Source organism: Herminiimonas sp. Marseille-P9896 (assembly GCF_903993245.1).
GTDB lineage: Bacteria > Pseudomonadota > Gammaproteobacteria > Burkholderiales > Burkholderiaceae_D > Oxalicibacterium > Oxalicibacterium contaminans.
On record NZ_CAJEVT010000005.1, the window covers coordinates 1 to 19,926 of the forward strand.

Below are 19,926 nucleotides of genomic sequence, written 5' to 3' on the forward strand. Positions count from 1 at the left end.
TTTTCGTCAACATCTTTTTGATTTTATTTTTAAAAGATTTTTTAACTAACTCTTCTAAAAACTACTTCAAAAAGACTCGCTTCTAAACCACCGAAACGACCTTCGAAAACCACCACTTCTACTCCCCCATCACAACCACATTTCAGCTCGCTTACTGCGCGTTTCGCTGCGTGTTCTGCGACGGGAGCCGAACTATAGCAAAGCTTCTTTGGAGTTGGCAAGCGCTTTTGAGAAATTACTTTAAATCTTTTTTAAAAGCGCTTTTGCGGGGGGATCTTCCCTATATATAGGGAAGCTTATTTTGCCTTGTGATAACTGGTGACCAGCTCTACTTCATTCTTCGATCCGAGGAAGACCGGTACACGCTGGTGCAGCTTTTCCGGCTGGATGTCGAGGATGCGTTGCTGGCCATCCGTCGCTGCGCCACCCGCCTGCTCGACGATGAAAGCCATAGGGTTGGCTTCATACATCAGGCGCAGCTTGCCTGGCTTGTCCGGTTCACGCGCATCTGCCGGGTACATAAAGATACCGCCACGGTTCAGGATGCGATGTACATCTGCCACCATGGAAGCAATCCAGCGCATATTGAAGTCTTTGGCACGCGGACCGGTGCTGCCAGCCAGCATTTCATCAACGTAGCGCTTGACCGGCGGGTGCCAGTGACGTGCATTCGATGCATTAATAGCAAATTCCTTGGTATCCGCCGGAATTTGCATATTGCGCTGGGTCATGACCCACGAGCCCATTTCGCGATCCAGCGTAAAACATTGCACGCCGTTGCCAGTAGTCAGCACCAATACTGTTTGCGGACCATAAACCGCATAGCCAGCCACAACTTGCTTGCTGCCAGGTTGCAAGAAATCCGCTTCGCTCGGCGATTCCATACCGTCCGCTGCTTTCAACACCGAGAAAATGGTACCTATCGATACATTGACGTCGATATTGCTGGAACCATCGAGTGGATCGAACAACAACAGGTATTCACCCATCGGGTAGCGATTAGGGATCGGGTGGATGGTTTCCATCTCTTCCGATGCCATAGCCGCCAGGTGACCACCCCACTCATTCGCTTCCAGCAGGATGTCGTTGGAGATGATGTCCAGTTTCTTTTGCACTTCGCCCTGGACGTTTTCGCTTTGCGCGGTACCCAGCACTTCGCCGAGTGCGCCTTTGCCGACCGCATGGCTGATCGTTTTACAGGCGCGGGCAACGACCTCGAGCAGCAAACGCAATTCTGCCGGGATGTTGTTGTGCAGACGCTGCTCTTCAATCAGGTATTGCGTGAGACTGATACGTTTCATGTGGTCCTTTTAATCTTTGGTTAGTTCTGTAATCGCCGGTTTTGTCGCGCAAACCCGGCATAGCTGTATCTATATAGGTATCTATTATCGGTCAGTTGGCGGCCAAAGACTTGGTTACCACTTCGCGCGTGTCTTTCGACAGCTTGGCCGTATCCGCAACCTGCTGCAGGGCGGCGCGCATTTTTGCCTGCAAGGCAGGCGCATATTTACGCCAACGATCAAGGCTGCGGGCCAGGCGTGCCGCCACTTGCGGGTTGATGGCATCGAGTGCGATCACTTGTTCCGCCCAGAATGCGTAACCACTGCCGTCCGCCGCATGGAAGCGCGAAGGATTGCCATTGCAGAAGCTGAATATCAAACTGCGCGCCCGATTCGGGTTCTTGATCGAGAAGGCAGGATGCTTCATCAAACTACGCACCGCCGCTACATCGGTGGTGCGCGCCATGGCTTGCAGGCTGAACCATTTATCGATGACCAACGGTTCCAGCTCGAAATCACTGTAAAACTTGGCCAAGGCAGCCGCCTTGCCGGGTGCCTGGCTATTTGCCAGTGCCGCCAGGGATGCCATTCTATCCGTCATATTGTTCGCTGCGTCGTATTGCGCTTGTGCCAGAGCATGCGCCTCTGCATCGTCGAGCTCCGCCAGATAAGAGAGCGCCAGGTTTTTCAGCGCGCGCTTGCCGGACGAAGCTGCATCCGGGCTATACGCACCGTCGGTCTGGTTTGCCTTATATATAGCGCTGAAATCCTTGCGCAGGTCTTGCGCCAGCGACAGACGCAGGAAACGACGCGCAGTGTGGATGGCTTGCGGATCGATTACTTCCATTTGTTCGGCAATGACTGTTTCTGCCGGCAGGGTCAACACGGTTTCGCGGAAAGCCGGATCCAGGGACTGGTCATTCAGGCTGGCACGCAGGCTGTCGCTCAGTGCCACATCAACGCTCAGGATGCTGCCAGCTTGTTGTGTCGTCTCTGTCAACGCCAACAAACGACGTGTCGCCAGACGCTGGCCCGCTTCCCAACGATTGAAGGCATCGCTGTCATGCGCCATCAGGAAAGCCAGGTCTTCATCACTGTAGTCATACTCCAGCACCACAGGTGCAGAGAAGTTGCGCAGCAGGGATGGCACCGGTTTTTCGGCGACATTGGTGAAACGGAAAGTTTGTTGGGTCGCAGTCAGTTCCAGCACCAGTGTTTCAGGCTGGCCGCTATGACCATTCAAGGACAAAGGCATATCTTTACCCTGACCATCCAGCAAACCGACGGCTACCGGAATATGGAATGGCAGCTTCTTGGCCTGACCCGGAGTCGGCGGGCAGGATTGCGCCAGCGTGATGTCATAAGTTTTTTGCGCAGCATCGTAAGACGTCGTCACTTTCACGCGCGGCGTACCAGCCTGGCTATACCAGCGCTCAAATTGGGTCAGGTCGCGGCCGTTCGCATCCATCATCGCAGCACGGAAATCGTCGCACTCCACCGCACGGCCATCATGACGCTCAAAATAGAGATCCATGCCTTTGCGGAAACCATCACGGCCCAGCAAGGTTTGATACATGCGCACGACTTCTGCGCCCTTCTCATAAATGGTAACGGTGTAGAAGTTGCTGATTTCAACGAAAGAATCCGGACGCACAGGATGCGCCATCGGGCCTGCATCTTCCGGGAACTGCGCCTGGCGCAGCACGCGCACGTCATCGATACGTTTGACCGCACGACCGCTGTCGGTGCCTATCATGTCAGCGGAAAATTCCTGATCGCGGAATACGGTCAAGCCTTCTTTCAGCGATAACTGGAACCAGTCGCGGCAGGTGACGCGGTTACCGGTCCAGTTATGGAAGTATTCGTGACCGACCACCGCTTCAATATTGGCGTAATCAGTATCGGTAGCGATGCGCGGATTGGCCAGTACAAACTTGGTATTGAAGATATTCAAACCCTTGTTTTCCATCGCGCCCATATTGAAGTCGCCTACCGCGACGATCATGAAGCGATCCAGATCCAGTTCCAGCCCGTAACGCTCTTCATCCCAGTGGATGCTGTTGACCAGCGAATCCATCGCATGCTGCGTTTTGTCCAGATTGCCTTCTTCCACCCAGACCTGCAGCAATGCTTTGCGACCGGACTTGAGTCTTTCGGTCCGTTCCTGGCACACCAGTTGACCGGCTACCAGTGCGAACAGGTAGGACGGTTTCTTGAACGGGTCTTCCCACAATGCATAGTGACGGCCGTCACCAAGGTCGCCTTGCTCGATCAGATTGCCGTTCGACAGCAAGACCGGATATTTCTTTTTATCGCCGCGCAGCATGACGGTGTATTGCGCCATGACGTCCGGACGATCCGGGAAATAGGTGATTTTGCGGAAACCTTCGGCTTCGCACTGCGTGAAGAAGTTACCGTTGGAGACGTACAAACCCATCAGCGAGGTGTTTTTATCCGGGCGGATCAAGGTTTCGATTTCCAGCGTGATGTCTTCCGCCTTGGTCGGGATGCGCAAGATGCCATCAGCCAGTTTGTAATCGCGCTTGCTCAGGTTTGTACCATTCAAGCGGATTTGCACCAATTCCAGCTCTTCGCCATGCAATACCACTGCCTGCTCCGAACTCGCCGGATTGCGTGCCAGTGTCATGCGGGTCGCGACGCGGGTAGCCGACGGATCGAGGTCAAAGCCCATCTCGACGGTACGAACCCAGTAGCTCGGTGGTGTGTAGTCTTTACGATAAATCGTCGGAGTAGTGTCGGTGCGCATAGGAGTCTGTGTAGGTGGGTGCAAAGCAAAGAATCATTTTACCAATCATGGGATTGAAAATGGAATCTGCTTGTCTGAGCAGAACAGGGGAAAAAAGTGCAGTTGTACGCGGATTGCAAATATGGATAACAATCCATATCTGTATTGCGTATAAGCAGTATTGCCCAGTTACAAAATGTAACGGCTGTTTTACCCAGTACCGCTATGCTATACGTATCTGCTTAAGGAGAAGAAAAATGAAACGCTGGTTATTGTTGGGCATCGCATTGTCGAGCCTGCTATTGAGTGGCTGTGCATCAGTCATCAGGACGGATGTGCTTGCTTTCCACGAATGGCCAGCAGACTTGCAGAATAAATCCTATGTCTTCGAGCGAAAAGCTGGTCAGGACAACAACCTGGAAGAGAAGAGTTACGAAAACCTGGTCCGCACTGAGCTGACCCGCCTCGGCTTTACCGAAGCGGCAACGCCTTCAGCAGCCAATCTCAAGGTTGCGCTGAACTACAGCATAGACAGCCGCGACGTCCGCACCGTACAACCTTACGTGGTTGATCCTTACTGGTACGGTCCTTACTACGGCCCTGGCTGGCGCTATGGCCGCTACTACGATCCGTTCTGGTATCCAGGCCCTGTTACCCAGTATCGTGAAGTGCAATACCAACTGTTCCAACGTCAGTTGAATATACTGATTACGAACATCAAGAGCGGCAAGAAACTCTATGATGTGACCGTACATAGCAACGGCGGCAATGGTTCACTCGCGTTTGCAATGCCTTATATGGTGCGCAGTGCCTTCAGCGACTTCCCGGGCAAGAATGGCGTTCCTCGACGCATAGACCTGGAAATCAAGGAATAAACGCAACTCAACTCCTTATGAAAATGGCGACTCAAATAAGTCGCCATTTTTTATGGGTGCAAAATTATTTGTGCAAATACAGGGACTTAGGACGTGTAATACGCCAACGAACCGAAGGTCAGGCCCACTACTATCAGCACGCCACACGCCAGCACTATCAGCAAACGACCGAATTTGGGATTGCCATCGGCGCCGGCCGCCTGTTCTTCCGGATGCTGCATCGGATTTTTGTCTGATTCTTGCATTACACCATCCTTAAGGAAGCAAAATGGTGGAGCCCGTCGTTTTGCGGGATTCCAGATCGCGATGCGCTTGCGCGACATCTTTCAACGCATAACGCTGGTTGATGTCTATCTTGATCTTGCCGCTTTCCACCATGCCAAACAATTCAGCCGCCATCATTTCCAGGTCATCGCGCTTGGCGATATAGTTAAACAGCGATGGCCGCGTTACGAATAGTGAACCACGCGACGCCAGTTCATTCAGGCTGAACGGCGGCACCGGGCCGGAAGCACCGCCAAAGCTGACCATCATGCCCAGCGGTGACAGGCAATCGAGGGAGCCGGTGAATGTATCCTTGCCGATCGAATCATAAACCACAGGCACACCTTTGCCTTCCGTGATTTCCTTGACGCGCTCGACGAAGTTTTCCTTGTTGTAGTTAATCGTATGTACGCAGCCGTGTGCTTTCGCCAGCGCCGCTTTTTCATCCGAGCCTACCGTACCTATCATGGTCACACCCAATGCACGCGCCCATTGGCACGCGATCAGGCCGACACCACCCGCCGCGGCGTGGAACAAAATAGTTTCCCCGCCCTGCAAGCGGAAGGTGCGACGGAACAAATACTGCACTGTCAAACCCTGCAACATCATCGCTGCTGCAGTTTCAAAGCTGATCGCGCCTGGCAGCTTGACCAAGACATCTGCCGGTAGCACGCGCGCTTCCGCATAGGCACCCGGTGGACGTCCGGCATAAGCTACCCGGTCGCCCGGCTTGATATGCGTCACGCCCTCGCCCACTGCTTCCACTACACCCGCACCTTCCATGCCCAATCCGGCTGGCAGTTGCTGCGGGTAAGTACCCATGCGGAAATACACATCGATGTAATTCAAGCCGCAGGCATGCTGGCGTATCAGGGCTTCGCCGCGCCCCGGTGCGGGCAGATCAACTTCGACGTACTCCATTACTTCGGGACCACCGACAGCAGAAATTCTGATCGCTTTTGTCATGCGCAACTCTCTTTAATATGGAAGTGGAGATGAATCAAAACGTGCCGGGATAGCCGCCACCGTCGAGCAGGATGTTTTGACCGTTAATATAACCTGCATGCTGGCTGCATAGAAATGCGCAGGTCGCGCCAAACTCTTGTCGCGTACCAAAGCGTTTGGCCGGATTCGCCGCGCGTCGTGCCGCGCTGACTTCGTCTACCGTGCGTCCGCTGGATTCAGCCGCCGCCGAGAATATTGCCGCCAGCCGGTCGGTTTCAAACGGGCCGGGCAAGAGATTATTGATCGTCACATTACGCGCCACCGTCTTGCGCGCCAGGCCAGCGACAAAACCAGTGAGACCGGAACGTGCGCCATTCGACAAACCCAGGCTGTCTATCGGTGCCTTGACAGCACTCGAGGTGATATTGATGATGCGGCCAAAGCCACGCGCCATCATGCCATCCACCGTCGCCTTGATCAGTTCGATAGGGGTCAACATATTCGCATCCAATGCAGCAATCCAGTCATCCCGGCTCCAGTCGCGAAAATCGCCAGTCGGCGGGCCCGCGGCATTCGTGACCAGGATATCCGGCTGCGGACAGACTGACAGCGCCTGCGCACGTCCTTCCTCAGTCGTAATGTCGCACGCCACGATGGTAATCATGCTGTCCGATACGGCGCGAATTTCACTGGCACTGGCTTGCAGGACCTCGAGGTTGCGTGCCACCAACGTGACATTCACACCTTCCGCCGCCAGCGCTTCGGCGCATCCGCGTCCGAGGCCGCGACTCGCGCCGCAGACCAATGCCGATTTTCCTCGTATGCCTAAATCCATTTAGCCGTCCTACACACGTTTTTTAGATAAGAGATAAATACCGCACAATACCAGCGCGGTGCCCGCCAACTGTATGCCGGTGATAGGTTCGTCGAGTATCAGCGCAGCCAGGAACAGAATGGACACCGGACCTATCATGCCCGCTTGCGAAGCCGTCGCAGCACCGATGCGATCAACCGCGATCATCGTCAGGAACACCGGCATCACTGTACAGAAGAATCCATTAATCATGGACAAACCATACACCGCCATCGGCTGTATCAGCGTAGAGGCCGGACGCAGCACAAAGAATTGCACGATGCAGGCAACACTGGAAACACACATCGCGTATGCCACCAGGCGCAAGGCACCGACCCGTTTCACCAGCTCACCGGAACCGAGCAAATAAATCGCGTAGGAAATAGCGCTGCCCAATACCAGCAAGCTGCCGAGTGCGACATTGGAACCACCGATGCGCGCATCATGCACAAACACCAGCACCGTACCGAGATAAGAAATACCGAGCGCAGCCCATTCCAGCATGGTGATTTTCCGCTTCATGACAAAGATGGAAATCAGCAACACGAAGGAAGGCGTCAGGAACAAGATCAGGCGTTCCAGCCCGACTGAAATATATTGCAGGCCGAGGAAATCAAGAAAACTGGAGAGGTAGTAGCCGAGCAAACCCAGGATGACGATTTGCCCTTTTTCCGCGCGTGTCAGCGGAACTGCGGTACGTGCCTTCCATGCGCCGATGGCGATGAAAAAAGGCAGCGAAAACATCATGCGAAAAGCAATCAGCGTGACAGCATCCACCCCGTAGCGATAGATGAGTTTGGCCACGATTGCTTTGGTAGAAAACAAAATCGCGCCCAGCAGCGCGATCGTCAGACCTATAAGGAATTGTTTGCGTTCGGAGGAAGTGGAATCGGCCATCCCGTCATTTTAAAGGTTAAGCGATTTTCACGTCGCCACCCGCCCAAATGACCTTTTCCACCCTGCCCGACTTAGAACAGGTGGCCGAGTTTGGCCGCCTTGGTAGTCAGGTAACGCTCGTTAAACGGATTGCGTGTGATCACCAGCGGTACGCGCTCCACCACTTTGACGCCGAGTTGCTCCATCGCCTTGATTTTGCGCGGATTGTTCGTCATCAGACGCAGTGTCGAAATTTTCAAGTGGCGCAGCATAGGCTGGCACAGCTTGTAATTGCGTTGATCCGGTTTGAAGCCCAGCGCTTCGTTGGCCTCAACGGTATCGGCACCAGCATCCTGCAATTGATAGGCACGGATTTTATTGACGAGGCCAATGCCGCGTCCTTCCTGTCGCAAATAAAACAAGGCGCCCCTCCCCTCTTCGGCGATACGCTTCAACGCGGCTTCCAGTTGCGGGCCGCAATCACAACGCAGGCTGAACAAGCCGTCACCGGTCAGGCATTCGGAATGGATGCGTGACAATACCGGCTCGCCGTCAGTGACATCGCCCAGGGTAATGGCGACGTGCTCCTTGCCGGTACCAGGTTCGACGAAAGCATGCAGGCGAAAGGTTGCCCACGGCGTCGGCAGTTCGCACGACGCAGCGTAATCGAGTTCAACTTCAGAGGAGACTGCCGCTTCCACTGCGGCATTCGGGGTAAGACTTGTATTCATGAGTAAACGCTTCAATCAACCAGCAAATGCGGTAAATACCGACCATCGGCATTTACCGCATTGTTGCTCAGAAGACGAAGGATATCAGGCTGCGAGCAATTCGTTTATTGCGTCGCTGGTTTTGGCTTGCGCTTTTTGCACGCCTTCCGCACCCATTGCGATACCTTCGCTCTGAATAAATGTCACATCAGTCAGGCCGATAAAGCCCAGAACAGCACGCAAATAGGTGCTGGTGAAGTCCATGGCTTGCGCCGGACCTTCGCTGTAGACGCCACCGCTGGCAGTAAATATATAGACTTTTTTACCAGTCAGCAGGCCAACCGGGCCCTTCTCGGTATATTTAAAGGTCACGCCGGCACGGGCAACGTGGTCTATCCAGGCTTTCAGACCCGATGTAATAGAGAAATTGTACATGGGAGCGCCGATTACGATCACGTCCGCGTCAAAAAGCTCTTGCACCAGGGTTTCCGACAGCTTGGCGATTTGCGCCTGTTCTGCTGTGCGGTTTTCCGCTGGCGTGAAGAATGCGCCCAGAGTCTGTCCATCTATGTGTGGCAAAGGCTGGGCTGCGACGTCACGCTCGACGACGACTGCGTTAGGCTCTTTGGCTTTCCATTTGCTGATGAATTCAGCGGTTGCTTTGCGGGAGATGGAGTCGCCGTTACGTACGCTGCTGTTGATATTGAGGATCTTGGTCATAATAAAACTCGCTTTCTGGTCGGGTTATGTCTTGAGCGCCCTAGCCAGGCTGCTGTTCGACGTGTTTTTTGCCAAATCAGTGATGGCTGATTTCTTGCAACCATCGTAGAACAGGATTAGCATCAAGAAAACCCACATTGTTTAACTTGTTAGCATCGATAATTTCGATATGAGAGAACCCGGCCTCCCCACCCTCGACCAGTTGCGCGTCTTCGTTGCGGTCATCGATTGCGGCAGTTTTTCGCGTGCCGCACGTGAGCTGCACCGCACCCAGTCGGTGATCAGCTATACCATCGCCAATCTGGAAGCTCAGTTGAATGTAGAGCTTTTCGACCGTAGTAAGCGCAAACCAACCTTGACCGAAGCGGGCAAGGCCTTGCTGGCCGATGCCCGTACCGTGGGCATGAAAGTGGATGCCATGCGAGCGCGGGCAAAAACCCTGGCACAGGGGCTGGAAGCGGAAGTGTCACTGGTGGTGGACGTGATGTTTCCGAACTGCCGACTGGTGCGCGCACTGGAAGCCTTCCAGCGCGAATTCCCGACCGTCGCGCTGCGCTTGCGCATAGAAGCACTGGGCGCCGTCATGCATCTGGTCAGTGAACGCATATGCCAGATCGGCATTACCGGGCCCATGCTGGAGTTTTCCGACGCCTTCCAGCATCAGCAATTGGGACATATCAAGATGATCCCGGTCGCCTCACCCGATCACCCGCTCGGCAGGATGACAGGCGTCATCCCGACCGAAGTCGCACGCGACCATATACAACTGGTACTGACGGATCGCAGTCAGCTGACTTCCGGACAGAATTTTGGTGTGATCGCACTGCGCGACTGGCGTCTCGGCGATCTCGGCGCCAAACACATGCTGCTGCTAAATGGATTGGGCTGGGGCTCGATGCCGGAAGAGATGGTCCAGGCTGACCTGCAAAGTGGTCGCCTGATACATCTGCAACTGGCGCACATGATTAGTGGCCAGTATTCGCTGCATATGATTAACCGGGTCGATGAAGCGCCGGGCGTGGCCGGACGCTGGCTGATGCAGTACTTCGTCGATCATCCACCCGACGAAGAACAATAGAGAGGTAGAAATACCGCGTCATTGCAGCATCTGCTGCAATGACGACAGCTGCAAACGTCTTACTTTTTCTTCAGCAGTGAGCCGAGCACACCACGGATGATTTCACGACCTGCGGTTGAACCCATGGTGCGTACCGCCGATTTCAGCATCGCTTCCACTACCGTGTCGCTGCGACGTGCGCTACCTTTTTTACCGCTGCCATTCGAGCTGCCGCCGAATATGCCACCCAGCATACCGCCCAGACCGCCTTCTTCTTCTTCCTCTTCCTTGGCCGCTGCTTCCTTGCCCTGTGTTGCTCTTTCCTTGAGCTTTTCATAGGCCGATTCACGGTCTACCGCTTTCTCGTAGACACCTGCAACCACCGAAGAGTTAATCAGCGCAGCACGCTCTGCATCGGTGATCGGACCGATTTGCGATGCCGGCGGCAATACGAAACCACGTTCGACTATGGTAGGACGACCTTTTTCATCGAGGAAAGAAACCAGTGCCTCACCTACGCCCAATTCGGTGATGACTTGCACCACATCCAGCGCCGGATTCGGACGGAAAGTCTGGGCTGCTGCCTGCACCGCCTTCTGGTCACGCGGTGTGTAGGCGCGCAGCGCATGCTGCACGCGATTGCCGAGCTGGCCGAGTACGGTATCCGGTATGTCCAGCGGGTTTTGCGTGACGAAGTAGACGCCTACGCCTTTGGAACGAATCAGGCGCACTACTTGTTCTATCTTTTGCAGCAATGGTTTCGGTGCTTCGCTGAACAGTAAATGCGCTTCATCGAAGAAGAAAGCCAGCTTCGGCTTATCCATATCGCCAACCTCAGGCAAATGCTCAAACAGTTCGGACAGCATCCACAGCAGGAAAGTCGAGTACAGCAGCGGCGAGTTCATTAATTTGTCCGCTGCCAGGATGTTGACCACACCTTTGCCTTTGGCATCGGTTTGCATCAAATCCTCGATGTTCAGCATGGGTTCGCCAAAGAATTTGTCGCCACCCTGCTCATCCACACTAATCAGGCCACGCTGGATTGCACCTATGCTGGCACTGGAAATATTGCCGTATTCAGTCTGAAACGTCGCCGCGTTATCGCCGACGTATTGCAACATCGCACGCAAATCCTTGGTATCCAGCAGCAATAAGCCGTTATCGTCGGCGATCTTGAATACCAGCTGCAATACGCCTTGCTGCGTATCGTTGAGATTGAGCATGCGCGCCAGCAGCAAAGGGCCGAGGTCGGAAATCGTGGCACGTACCGGATGACCTTTTTCGCCATATACATCCCAGAAAGTGACCGGCACCCCAGCCCAGACCGGGTGCTCCAGCCCCAGCATGTCAAAGCGTTCCTTGACCTTGCCGCTGGCCGTGCCCGCCTTGGCGATACCCGACAAATCGCCCTTCACGTCCGCCATGAAAACCGGCACACCTATATCCGACAAGGCCTGCGCCAGCGTCTGCAGGGTGACCGTCTTGCCGGTACCGGTTGCACCCGTGATGCAACCATGCCGGTTGGCAAGCTCAGGCAGCAGCGTTAATTCATGTTCTTTGTTTTTAGCAATCAGCAGAGGATTTGGCATGTTCTGGTCCAAAGGTGGGTCGGTTTGCAGCGGGGGCGATATGGTAAAATCCGCGCTTCATTATAGCTAACTCATCGGGAAAGATTCGTCATGGCAGGACATAGTAAATGGGCCAATATTCAGCATCGTAAGGGCCGTCAGGACGAAAGACGAGGCAAAATCTGGACCCGCCTGATCAAGGAGATCACGGTGGCAGCACGTATGGGCGGCGGCGATGTCGCGTCCAACCCGCGTTTGCGCCTGGCTGTCGACAAGGCGGCAGATGCAAATATGCCGAAAGATAACGTCACACGCGCCATCCAGCGCGGCAGCGGCGGTCTGGAAGGCGTCAATTACGAAGAGATCCGTTACGAAGGTTACGGCATCAACGGCGCAGCCGTGCTGGTGGACTGCATGACTGACAACCGCGTACGTACCGTTGCTGAAGTGCGCCATGCGTTCGCCAAATTTGGCGGCAATATGGGTACCGAAGGTTCAGTCGCTTTCATGTTCAAGCATTGCGGCCAGTTTTTCTTTGCCCCGGGCACCGATGAAGACAAATTGATGGAAGCAGCACTGGAAGCAGGCGCCGACGATGTCACCACCGATGAAGAAGGCGGCATCGAAGTCATTTGCCCACCGCATGATTTTTCTGCGGTCAAGGATGCACTGGCAGCGGCTGGCTTCAAGGCCGACCTGGCTGAAGTCGTGATGAAACCGGCTACCGAAACCGTGTTCCAGGGCGATGACGCGATCAAGATGCAAAAATTGCTGGATGCGCTGGAAAATCTCGACGACGTACAAGAGATCTATACCAATGCGGTCATCGAAGGCTAAGCCACATTCATTAAAAGCGGACCCACTCCGCTTTTTTTAATGGCGCGAAATATTCATACGTAGTACAGAAGAATCAGCAAAGTAACCAGCGGCAGCGCAACACAGCGGTGCCGCAATTTTGAAAAGTAATCACATGAAAATTCTGGTAGTCGGCTCAGGCGGCCGCGAACACGCACTGGCTTGGAAGTTGGCCCAATCCGAACGCATCCAAACCGTTTATGTTGCACCTGGCAACGGCGGCACCGCGCTGGACGACAGATTGAAGAATATTGCGATCACCGATCCGCAGGAACTCGCGCAATTCGCGCAGCAAGAGCACATCGCGCTGACCGTGGTCGGCCCGGAAACACCGCTGGCTGCCGGTATCGTGAATATCTTCCGCAATCTCGGCCTGAAAATTTTTGGCCCGACCAAAGAAGCCGCGCAACTCGAAAGCTCGAAAGATTTCGCAAAATCTTTCATGCAACGTCACGCGATTCCGACCGCGGAATACCAGACTTTCTCTGAAGTGAACGCCGCGCACGATTACATCAATCAAAAAGGCGCACCTATCGTCATCAAGGCCGACGGCCTGGCTGCCGGTAAAGGCGTGGTGGTTGCGATGTCGCTGGACGAAGCGCATCAGGCAGTCGACATGATGCTATCCGATAACAAGCTCGGCGATGCTGGTGCACGTGTCGTGATTGAAGAATTCCTCGCTGGTGAAGAAGCCAGCTTCATCGTCATGGTCGATGGCAAAAACATCTTGCCGCTGGCTACCAGCCAGGATCACAAACGCCTGCAAGACAATGATGAAGGTCCGAACACTGGCGGCATGGGCGCTTACTCGCCGGCACCTATCGTGACCCCGGCACTGCATGCACGCGTGATGCGCGAAATCATCCAGCCGACGGTACAAGGTATGGCCAAGGATGGCATTCCATTCTCCGGCTTCCTCTATGCGGGCCTGATGATAGATGACAAGGGCAATCCAAAAACCCTGGAATTCAACTGCCGCATGGGCGATCCAGAAACCCAGCCTATCATGGCGCGCCTGAAAACCGACCTGGTCACCGTGATGGAGCACGCCGTCAACGGCACGCTGGATACGATAGAACTGGAATGGGATCGTCGTACCGCACTCGGCGTTGTGATGGCTGCTGCCGGTTACCCGGATGCACCACGCAAAGGCGACGTCATCAGCGGCATCCCGGCTGAGAATGCAGACAGCGTTACCTTCCATGCTGGTACCACGCTGAACAACGACCAGCTGACCACCAGCGGTGGCCGCGTCTTGTGCGTGGTCGGCCTCGGTGACAGCGTCAAGGTTGCGCAAAAGCAGGCTTACCAGGTTCTCGACCAGATCCATTTCGACGGCGCACAATTCCGCCGCGACATCGGCTGGCGCGCACTGAAGCGTTCCTGAGCATAAAGCAGTTCCGACAAGGTCATTCCGGCGCAGGCGGGAATGACCTTGCTGCATTCAGGGCGCCGTATTCCGGCAAGTACCATGCACAAGGTACAATCCGCCCTAAACCTTTTTAGCCTTTATATAGTGACCCCTTCCCTCCCTACACCCGCTGCTGTCAAAGAATATCTGCTGGGCCTGCAAGCGCGCATCGTCGCTGCGCTGGAGGCCGTCGACGGCCAGGCTTTTGGCACTGATAGCTGGCAACGGCCGGAAGGTGGTGGTGGTATTTCGCGCATTATCGAAAACGGCAATGTGTTCGAGCGCGGCGGTGTCGGTTTTTCACATGTGATGGGCAAGAATTTGCCACCATCTGCAGCAGCGAATCGCCCGGAACTGGCCGGACGCAATTGGGAAGCGATGGGTGTGTCGCTGGTACTGCATCCGCGCAATCCGTACGCACCTACCGTGCACATGAATGTGCGCTTCTTTACCGCGACGGCAGAAGGCCAGGACCCCATTTGGTGGTTTGGCGGCGGCATGGACCTGACGCCGTATTACGGCTTTGAAGAAGATGCGCAACACTTCCATCAAACCTGCCGCGATGCGCTGCAGCCTTTTGGGGAAGATGTGCACCCTCGCTACAAGAAATGGTGTGACGATTATTTTTACCTGAAGCACCGCCAGGAGCCACGCGGCGTCGGCGGTATCTTCTTCGATGATTTGAATACGCCGGATTTCGCGCAATGCTTCGCCTTGCAGCAAAGTGTCGGTGACCGCTTCATCGACGCTTACCTGCCCATCCTGCAAAAACGCAAGGATATGGCTTACGGCGAACGTGAGCGCGACTTCCAGACCTATAGACGCGGGCGCTATGTGGAATTCAACCTGGTGTTCGATCGCGGCACTTTATTTGGCCTGCAATCGGGCGGCCGTACCGAATCTATCCTGATGTCGATGCCACCAGTGGTAACATGGCGCTACAATTGGCAGCCGGAAGCCGGTAGCGCGGAAGCTCGCCTGTATTCCGACTTCCTGATACATCGCGATTGGGTCTGAATTGAAGACCACAGCCCTAGCTGCTACGCGCTGCGTAGCCATACTCGGCGGCAGCTTTGACCCGGTGCACAATGGCCATGTTGCCCTGGCGAATTATTTCGTAGACTTGCTGAAACCGGATGAATTACGCGTCATTCCAGCCGGAAATCCATGGCAAAAACATGGTTTGCAGGCGACCGGTGCGGACCGTGTAGCGATGGTGCGCAGTGCATTCAACGCGCAAAAGACCGCTGTTTGTATCGATCAGCAAGAAATCCGGCGTGACAGCGCAACCTATACGATAGACACCCTGCGTGCGGTCCGCGAGGAACTGGGGCCGCAGGTTTCCATCATTTTCCTGATGGGGGCCGACCAATTGCAACACCTGAATACATGGCAGGAATGGCAACACATGTTTGACTATGCGCATATATGTGCTGCCTCGCGCCCGGGTTTCGCGATGGATGCAGCGCATGTACCGGCCGAAGTGAACCAGGAATTCACCCGACGCGCAGGCACGCCGGAACAAATACGCAGTACCCCGCAAGGCCTGGCCTATCTTGCACCCAATCTGGCAGTCGATATTTCTGCCACTGGAATCCGCGCAGCATTACAACGCGGAGAACGACCGATTTCGCTGGTGCCTCCCGGGGTGCTAGACTATATTGAACAACATCACCTATATAAAAGCTAATGGACATCAAAAAACTGCAAGCCCTGGTAGTCGACGCACTCGAAGACGTCAAAGCACAGGATATCAAGGTGTTCGATACCGTACATCTGACCAGCCTGTTTGACCGTATCGCTGTTGCCTCCGGTACCTCCAACCGCCAAACCAAGGCGCTGGCAGCATCCGTGCGTGACAAAGTCAAATCGAATGGCGGTGAAATCGTCAGCATCGAAGGCGAAGACACCGGCGAATGGGTACTGGTCGATCTGGGCGACATGATCGTCCACATCATGCAACCGGCGATCCGCGCTTACTACCGCCTGGAAGAAATCTGGGGCGAAAAGGAAGTGAAATTCGGCGCGGCCAAACGTACTTCGAAACGCATCACGGCTGAGTCAGACGAAACACCGAAGAAAGCGGTAGGCCGTCACCTGGCTGCAAGCCAGACCACTCTGGACGACGACGAACCGAAGAAACCGGCGCGCAAAACTGCTGCTGCGAAAACACCAGCGAAAAAAGCACCGGCCAAAAAGGCAGTCGGCAAAACCATCAAGGTAGCGGCTACCAAAACTGCAGAAGCCTATAAAAAGGCAGCACCGAAGAAAGCACCGGCCAAAAAGGTAGCGAGCAAGGCAGCCGCCAAAACGCGCGCACCGGCCAAGCCTAAAGCCAAAACTGCAGAGTAAGCGGACCGCCTATGCAGCTCGTCATCGCTGCCGTCGGGCACAAGATGCCCGCCTGGATAGAAAGCGGCTTCGGCGAGTATGTGAAACGCATGCCGTCCGACTGCCGCATTCATCTGAAAGAAATCAAACCGGTTGAACGCTCCGGCAGTAAAACCGCTGAGACTGCGATGGCACTCGAACGTGCCAAGATCGAAGCAGTGCTGCCGAAAGGCGCACGCATCATCGCGCTGGACGAACACGGCAAAGACCTGACTTCGGTACAACTGGCGCAACAGCTGACACAATGGCAGCAGGATGGCCGCGATGTCGCCTTCATCATAGGCGGCGCCGATGGCCTGGATGCCGAATTCAAAAAGAACGCTGATATGCTGATCCGTATCTCCAGCATGACGCTACCGCACGGCATGGTGCGCGTGATGCTGGCCGAGCAGTTGTATCGTGCCTGGTCCATCACGCAGAACCATCCTTATCATCGGGTGTAATGCCGTATGAAACCTCTGCCTAAGAAAATCTACCTGGCCTCCAAAAGCCCGCGCCGCCGCGAATTGCTGCGGCAGATGGGCATAGAATTCGAATTACTACTGCTACGCGACCAGACCCCGCGCGGACCTGAAGTCAGTGAAATCGTGCTGCCAGATGAACGCGCGGAAGACTACGTCGCGCGCGTTACTCTGGAAAAAGCAGAGTTCGCACAAAAGACTATGTGGTGGCGCAAGCTGCCGGTGCGCCCGATACTGGCAGCAGATACCACCGTCGTACTCGATGGTCGCATCCTCGGCAAACCGGCGAACGAAACCGAAGCAATCGACATGCTGCGCTCGCTGTCCGGACGCACACACCAGGTGTTGACGCATGTCGCGATCCTGCACAATGACAAGACTTTCCAACTAACCCAGCGCTCCGACGTTGCGTTTGCTGCCATCCCGGATCAGGTCATACGCGCCTATTGCGCGACCTCTGAACCGTATGACAAGGCAGGCGGTTATGGCATCCAGGGCCAGGCCGCACTCTTCATTCAAGACATAGCCGGCAGTTATTCAGGCATTATGGGTCTGCCCATCTTTGAAACCGGAAAATTATTGGAACAGGCAGGGATCCACATTCATGAGTGAAGATATTCTCGTCAACGTGACGCCGCAGGAAACCCGCGTTGCCCTGGTCTTGCAAGGTGCGGTGCAGGAGTTGCACGTCGAACGTACCTTGTCACGCGGCATGGCCGGCAATATTTATCTCGGCAAAGTCGTGCGCGTACTGCCAGGCATGCAATCCGCCTTCGTCGACATCGGGCTCGAACGTGCAGCCTTCCTGCATGTTGCCGACATTTGGGACGCCCGCTCGAATGAGACGCCGCCCAGTTCGCCGACGCCGATCGAGCGCATGCTGTACGACGGCCAGTCCGTCACCGTACAAGTCATCAAGGATCCGATAGGTACCAAGGGTGCACGCCTGTCGACACAAATTTCTATCGCTGGCCGCATGCTGGTGTATTTGCCGCAGGAATCGCACATCGGCATTTCGCAGCGCATAGAAAACGAAGTGGAACGCGAAATCCTGCGCGAGAAAGTACAGAAGCTGATCCTGCCGGAAGAAAAAGGCGGCTTCATCATCCGCACCATGGCAGAAGACGCATCCGATGCCGACCTGCAGTCCGACGTCGAATACCTGCGCAAGACCTGGGCCAATATCCTGCAGCAAGCGAAAACCAAACCTGCACCTGCCCTGTTGTATCAGGATCTGGATCTGGCCCAACGTGTGATGCGCGACTTCGTCAATGATGAAACCGCCAGCATCCAGGTCGACTCGCGCGAGAACTACCTGAAACTGCAACAATTCGCCGAACTGTATACGCCGTCGCTGTTGCCCAAGCTGGCGCACTATCCGGGTGAACGTCCATTGTTCGATCTGTATGGCGTCGAAGAAGAAATCCAGCGTGCGCTGGGACGTCGCGTCGACCTGAAATCCGGCGGCTACCTGATCGTCGACCAGACCGAAGCGATGACCACTATCGATGTAAATACCGGTAGCTTCGTCAACGGTCGTAATTTCGACGACACCATATTCAAAACCAATCTGGAAGCGTCACATGCGATCGCACGCCAGCTGCGCCTGCGTAACCTGGGCGGCATTATGATCCTCGATTTCATCGATATGGAAAATGCCGAACACAGGAGTGCGGTACTGAGTGAATTGAACCGTGCGCTTTCGCGTGATCGCACCAAAGTATCGGTGTCCGGCTTTTCCGCACTGGGCCTGGTCGAGATGACACGCAAGCGTACCCGTGAATCACTGGCGCATATCCTGTGCGAACCCTGCCCCGCATGCGGCGGCAAGGGTCAAGTCAAAACGGCACGCACCATTTGCTATGAAATCCTGCGTGAACTGACACGCGAAGCCAAGCAGTTCAATCCACGCGAATTCCGTATCCTCGCGTCGCAAGTCGTGATCGACATGTTCCTCGAAGAAGAATCACAACATCTGGCGATGCTGGGTGCCTTCCTCGGCAAACCGATTTCATTGCAGGTCGAAACGGTTTATCACCAGGAACAGTACGACGTCATCCTGATGTAAGTCAGGCACAGACAGCCGCAATAAAAAACGGAGCCATTTCACTGGCTCCGTTTTTATTTGTGCTGCTGATCGCTTTACTCTTTCCAGTAATCAGCGATCCACGGCGCTTTGCGCACGAAACGCAGGGCACGGTTGCGTCGCCCCTCCAGCGCATCTGGTGGATTTACTTCACCGTGGAAGATCACAATCTTGGTGCCTTCAGGCACGAAAGGTTCACGCCAGTAATTGGTCGGCCAGGTCGGGATGCAGTGGTATTTATAGCTGCAGCACCACGACGCCGGCCAGTAACTCAGCTTGCCCTGCTTGTGCAGCACATCCGACAGGAAAGCCTGCTCATTACGGAAAGCGCTGCGTGCATCGGCCTGCGTAGTGCGAAATTGCTGCAACACGTCAGCATGCGCACCCAGCTTGAAGCGATAAACAGACGAGTTACCCGTCACGCGCCACGGACGCTTCCAGTCGTGAATGATCAGGAACTCGCCCGGATATTCAAAGAAGGCATCGATCTTGTCGGTAATCACGACATCTACGTCGAGGAACAAGGCGGTGCCGGTCAGACCGTGCAGGTCCGCTTCGAACGTCGTCAGCTTCTTCCAGCCGCGCTCCGGCAAACCATCCGGCAACTTCAGGTCAGGAATAGGGAAACACTCGACTTCGGAACGTATGCCGGTACCGTCATCGGTCAGGCAGACAAAGCGGAAATCGCCGGTCAGGTTACGACGTACCATCGCGTACAGGCGATTGACGTATTCCGGGCCGTACTTCGTGCCCCATTTCATGCACAGGATAACGCGCTCATTACCGACTGCTACATGTTCCATATTGGCCTTCTCTGTCATACATTTT

The 19,926-nt window shown here is 54.9% G+C and carries 20 protein-coding genes; 10 read left to right on the top strand and 10 right to left on the bottom strand.

The genetic code is table 11. The annotated features are described in order from the left end of the window. Window positions 1-296: 296 nt before the first annotated feature. Together H7U06_RS16050 and pepN are read right to left on the bottom strand one after the other, a co-directional pair. The gene (locus tag H7U06_RS16050) at window positions 297-1,301 is read right to left on the bottom strand and encodes a class 1 fructose-bisphosphatase (RefSeq protein WP_175627122.1); all 1,005 of its coding nucleotides are present in this window, start codon (window positions 1,299-1,301) and stop codon (window positions 297-299) included. Between the two features lie 91 nt (window positions 1,302-1,392). Continuing rightward, a complete protein-coding gene (gene pepN / locus H7U06_RS16055) occupies window positions 1,393-4,047 on the bottom strand; it encodes an aminopeptidase N (RefSeq protein ID WP_175627123.1) in 2,655 nt (884 codons plus the stop codon). A gap of 236 nt (window positions 4,048-4,283) precedes the next feature. Here pepN and H7U06_RS16060 point away from each other — a divergent pair, with 236 nt between their 5' ends. Next, on the top strand, window positions 4,284-4,901 hold the full coding sequence (locus H7U06_RS16060) for a DUF4136 domain-containing protein (protein ID WP_175627124.1): 618 nt from the start codon (window positions 4,284-4,286) through the stop codon (window positions 4,899-4,901). A gap of 86 nt (window positions 4,902-4,987) precedes the next feature. On the opposite strand, the gene H7U06_RS16065 is transcribed toward H7U06_RS16060, so the two are convergent. From H7U06_RS16065 to H7U06_RS16090, 6 genes are all read right to left on the bottom strand, one after another. Continuing rightward, a complete protein-coding gene (locus H7U06_RS16065; protein ID WP_175627125.1) occupies window positions 4,988-5,146 on the bottom strand; it encodes a hypothetical protein in 159 nt (52 codons plus the stop codon). Window positions 5,147-5,156: 10 nt separating this feature from the next. Then, on the bottom strand, window positions 5,157-6,131 hold the full coding sequence (locus tag H7U06_RS16070) for a quinone oxidoreductase (RefSeq protein ID WP_175627126.1): 975 nt from the start codon (window positions 6,129-6,131) through the stop codon (window positions 5,157-5,159). A gap of 34 nt (window positions 6,132-6,165) precedes the next feature. After that, window positions 6,166-6,945, bottom strand: a complete 780-nt coding sequence (locus tag H7U06_RS16075) for an SDR family oxidoreductase (protein WP_175627127.1) — start codon at window positions 6,943-6,945, stop codon at window positions 6,166-6,168. A gap of 9 nt (window positions 6,946-6,954) precedes the next feature. Beyond that, on the bottom strand, window positions 6,955-7,860 hold the full coding sequence (locus H7U06_RS16080; protein ID WP_175627128.1) for a DMT family transporter: 906 nt from the start codon (window positions 7,858-7,860) through the stop codon (window positions 6,955-6,957). 71 nt (window positions 7,861-7,931) lie between these two features. Continuing rightward, window positions 7,932-8,570: a GTP cyclohydrolase II gene (gene ribA, locus H7U06_RS16085; RefSeq protein ID WP_175627129.1), complete on the bottom strand. Its 639-nt coding sequence runs from the start codon at window positions 8,568-8,570 to the stop codon at window positions 7,932-7,934. Between the two features lie 84 nt (window positions 8,571-8,654). After that, a complete protein-coding gene (locus H7U06_RS16090; protein ID WP_175627130.1) occupies window positions 8,655-9,269 on the bottom strand; it encodes an FMN-dependent NADH-azoreductase in 615 nt (204 codons plus the stop codon). Window positions 9,270-9,438: 169 nt separating this feature from the next. Between H7U06_RS16090 and H7U06_RS16095 the strand changes: the two genes are divergently transcribed. After that, window positions 9,439-10,347 carry a LysR family transcriptional regulator gene (locus H7U06_RS16095; RefSeq protein ID WP_175627131.1) on the top strand — a complete coding sequence of 303 codons (909 nt, stop codon included), beginning with the start codon at window positions 9,439-9,441 and terminating at the stop codon, window positions 10,345-10,347. Window positions 10,348-10,406: 59 nt separating this feature from the next. Here H7U06_RS16095 and H7U06_RS16100 read toward each other — a convergent pair whose 3' ends face one another. After that, window positions 10,407-11,915, bottom strand: coding sequence for a helicase HerA-like C-terminal domain-containing protein (locus tag H7U06_RS16100; protein WP_175627132.1), 1,509 nt, complete (start codon window positions 11,913-11,915; stop codon window positions 10,407-10,409). 90 nt (window positions 11,916-12,005) lie between these two features. On the opposite strand from H7U06_RS16100, the gene H7U06_RS16105 reads away from it, so the two are divergent. The 8 genes from H7U06_RS16105 to rng all read left to right on the top strand — a co-directional run bounded on the left by H7U06_RS16105 (window position 12,006) and on the right by rng (window position 19,080). Next, window positions 12,006-12,731: a YebC/PmpR family DNA-binding transcriptional regulator gene (locus H7U06_RS16105; RefSeq protein WP_175627133.1), complete on the top strand. Its 726-nt coding sequence runs from the start codon at window positions 12,006-12,008 to the stop codon at window positions 12,729-12,731. A gap of 133 nt (window positions 12,732-12,864) precedes the next feature. Beyond that, a complete protein-coding gene (gene purD / locus H7U06_RS16110; RefSeq protein ID WP_175627134.1) occupies window positions 12,865-14,136 on the top strand; it encodes a phosphoribosylamine--glycine ligase in 1,272 nt (423 codons plus the stop codon). Window positions 14,137-14,220: 84 nt separating this feature from the next. Continuing rightward, window positions 14,221-15,177: an oxygen-dependent coproporphyrinogen oxidase gene (gene hemF, locus H7U06_RS16115; protein ID WP_254873266.1), complete on the top strand. Its 957-nt coding sequence runs from the start codon at window positions 14,221-14,223 to the stop codon at window positions 15,175-15,177. A gap of 1 nt (window position 15,178) precedes the next feature. Then, window positions 15,179-15,850 (top strand): nicotinate-nucleotide adenylyltransferase, encoded by a 672-nt coding sequence (locus H7U06_RS16120; protein ID WP_175627136.1) that lies wholly within the window; start codon window positions 15,179-15,181, stop codon window positions 15,848-15,850. Next, window positions 15,850-16,512 (top strand): ribosome silencing factor, encoded by a 663-nt coding sequence (gene rsfS, locus H7U06_RS16125; RefSeq protein WP_175627137.1) that lies wholly within the window; start codon window positions 15,850-15,852, stop codon window positions 16,510-16,512. Before H7U06_RS16120 ends, rsfS begins: the two co-directional genes overlap by 1 nt. 11 nt (window positions 16,513-16,523) lie before the next feature. Then, entirely contained in the window at window positions 16,524-16,994 is a 471-nt protein-coding gene (gene rlmH, locus H7U06_RS16130) for a 23S rRNA (pseudouridine(1915)-N(3))-methyltransferase RlmH (RefSeq protein WP_175627138.1), read from the top strand. A 6-nt stretch (window positions 16,995-17,000) separates the two neighbouring features. Further along, window positions 17,001-17,624 (top strand): nucleoside triphosphate pyrophosphatase, encoded by a 624-nt coding sequence (locus H7U06_RS16135; RefSeq protein WP_175627139.1) that lies wholly within the window; start codon window positions 17,001-17,003, stop codon window positions 17,622-17,624. Next, window positions 17,617-19,080 carry a ribonuclease G gene (gene rng, locus H7U06_RS16140; RefSeq protein ID WP_175627140.1) on the top strand — a complete coding sequence of 488 codons (1,464 nt, stop codon included), beginning with the start codon at window positions 17,617-17,619 and terminating at the stop codon, window positions 19,078-19,080. Before H7U06_RS16135 ends, rng begins: the two co-directional genes overlap by 8 nt. 74 nt (window positions 19,081-19,154) lie before the next feature. Here rng and H7U06_RS16145 read toward each other — a convergent pair whose 3' ends face one another. Continuing rightward, window positions 19,155-19,919, bottom strand: coding sequence for a glycosyltransferase (locus tag H7U06_RS16145; protein WP_175627141.1), 765 nt, complete (start codon window positions 19,917-19,919; stop codon window positions 19,155-19,157). Between the last annotated feature and the right edge of the window lie 7 nt (window positions 19,920-19,926).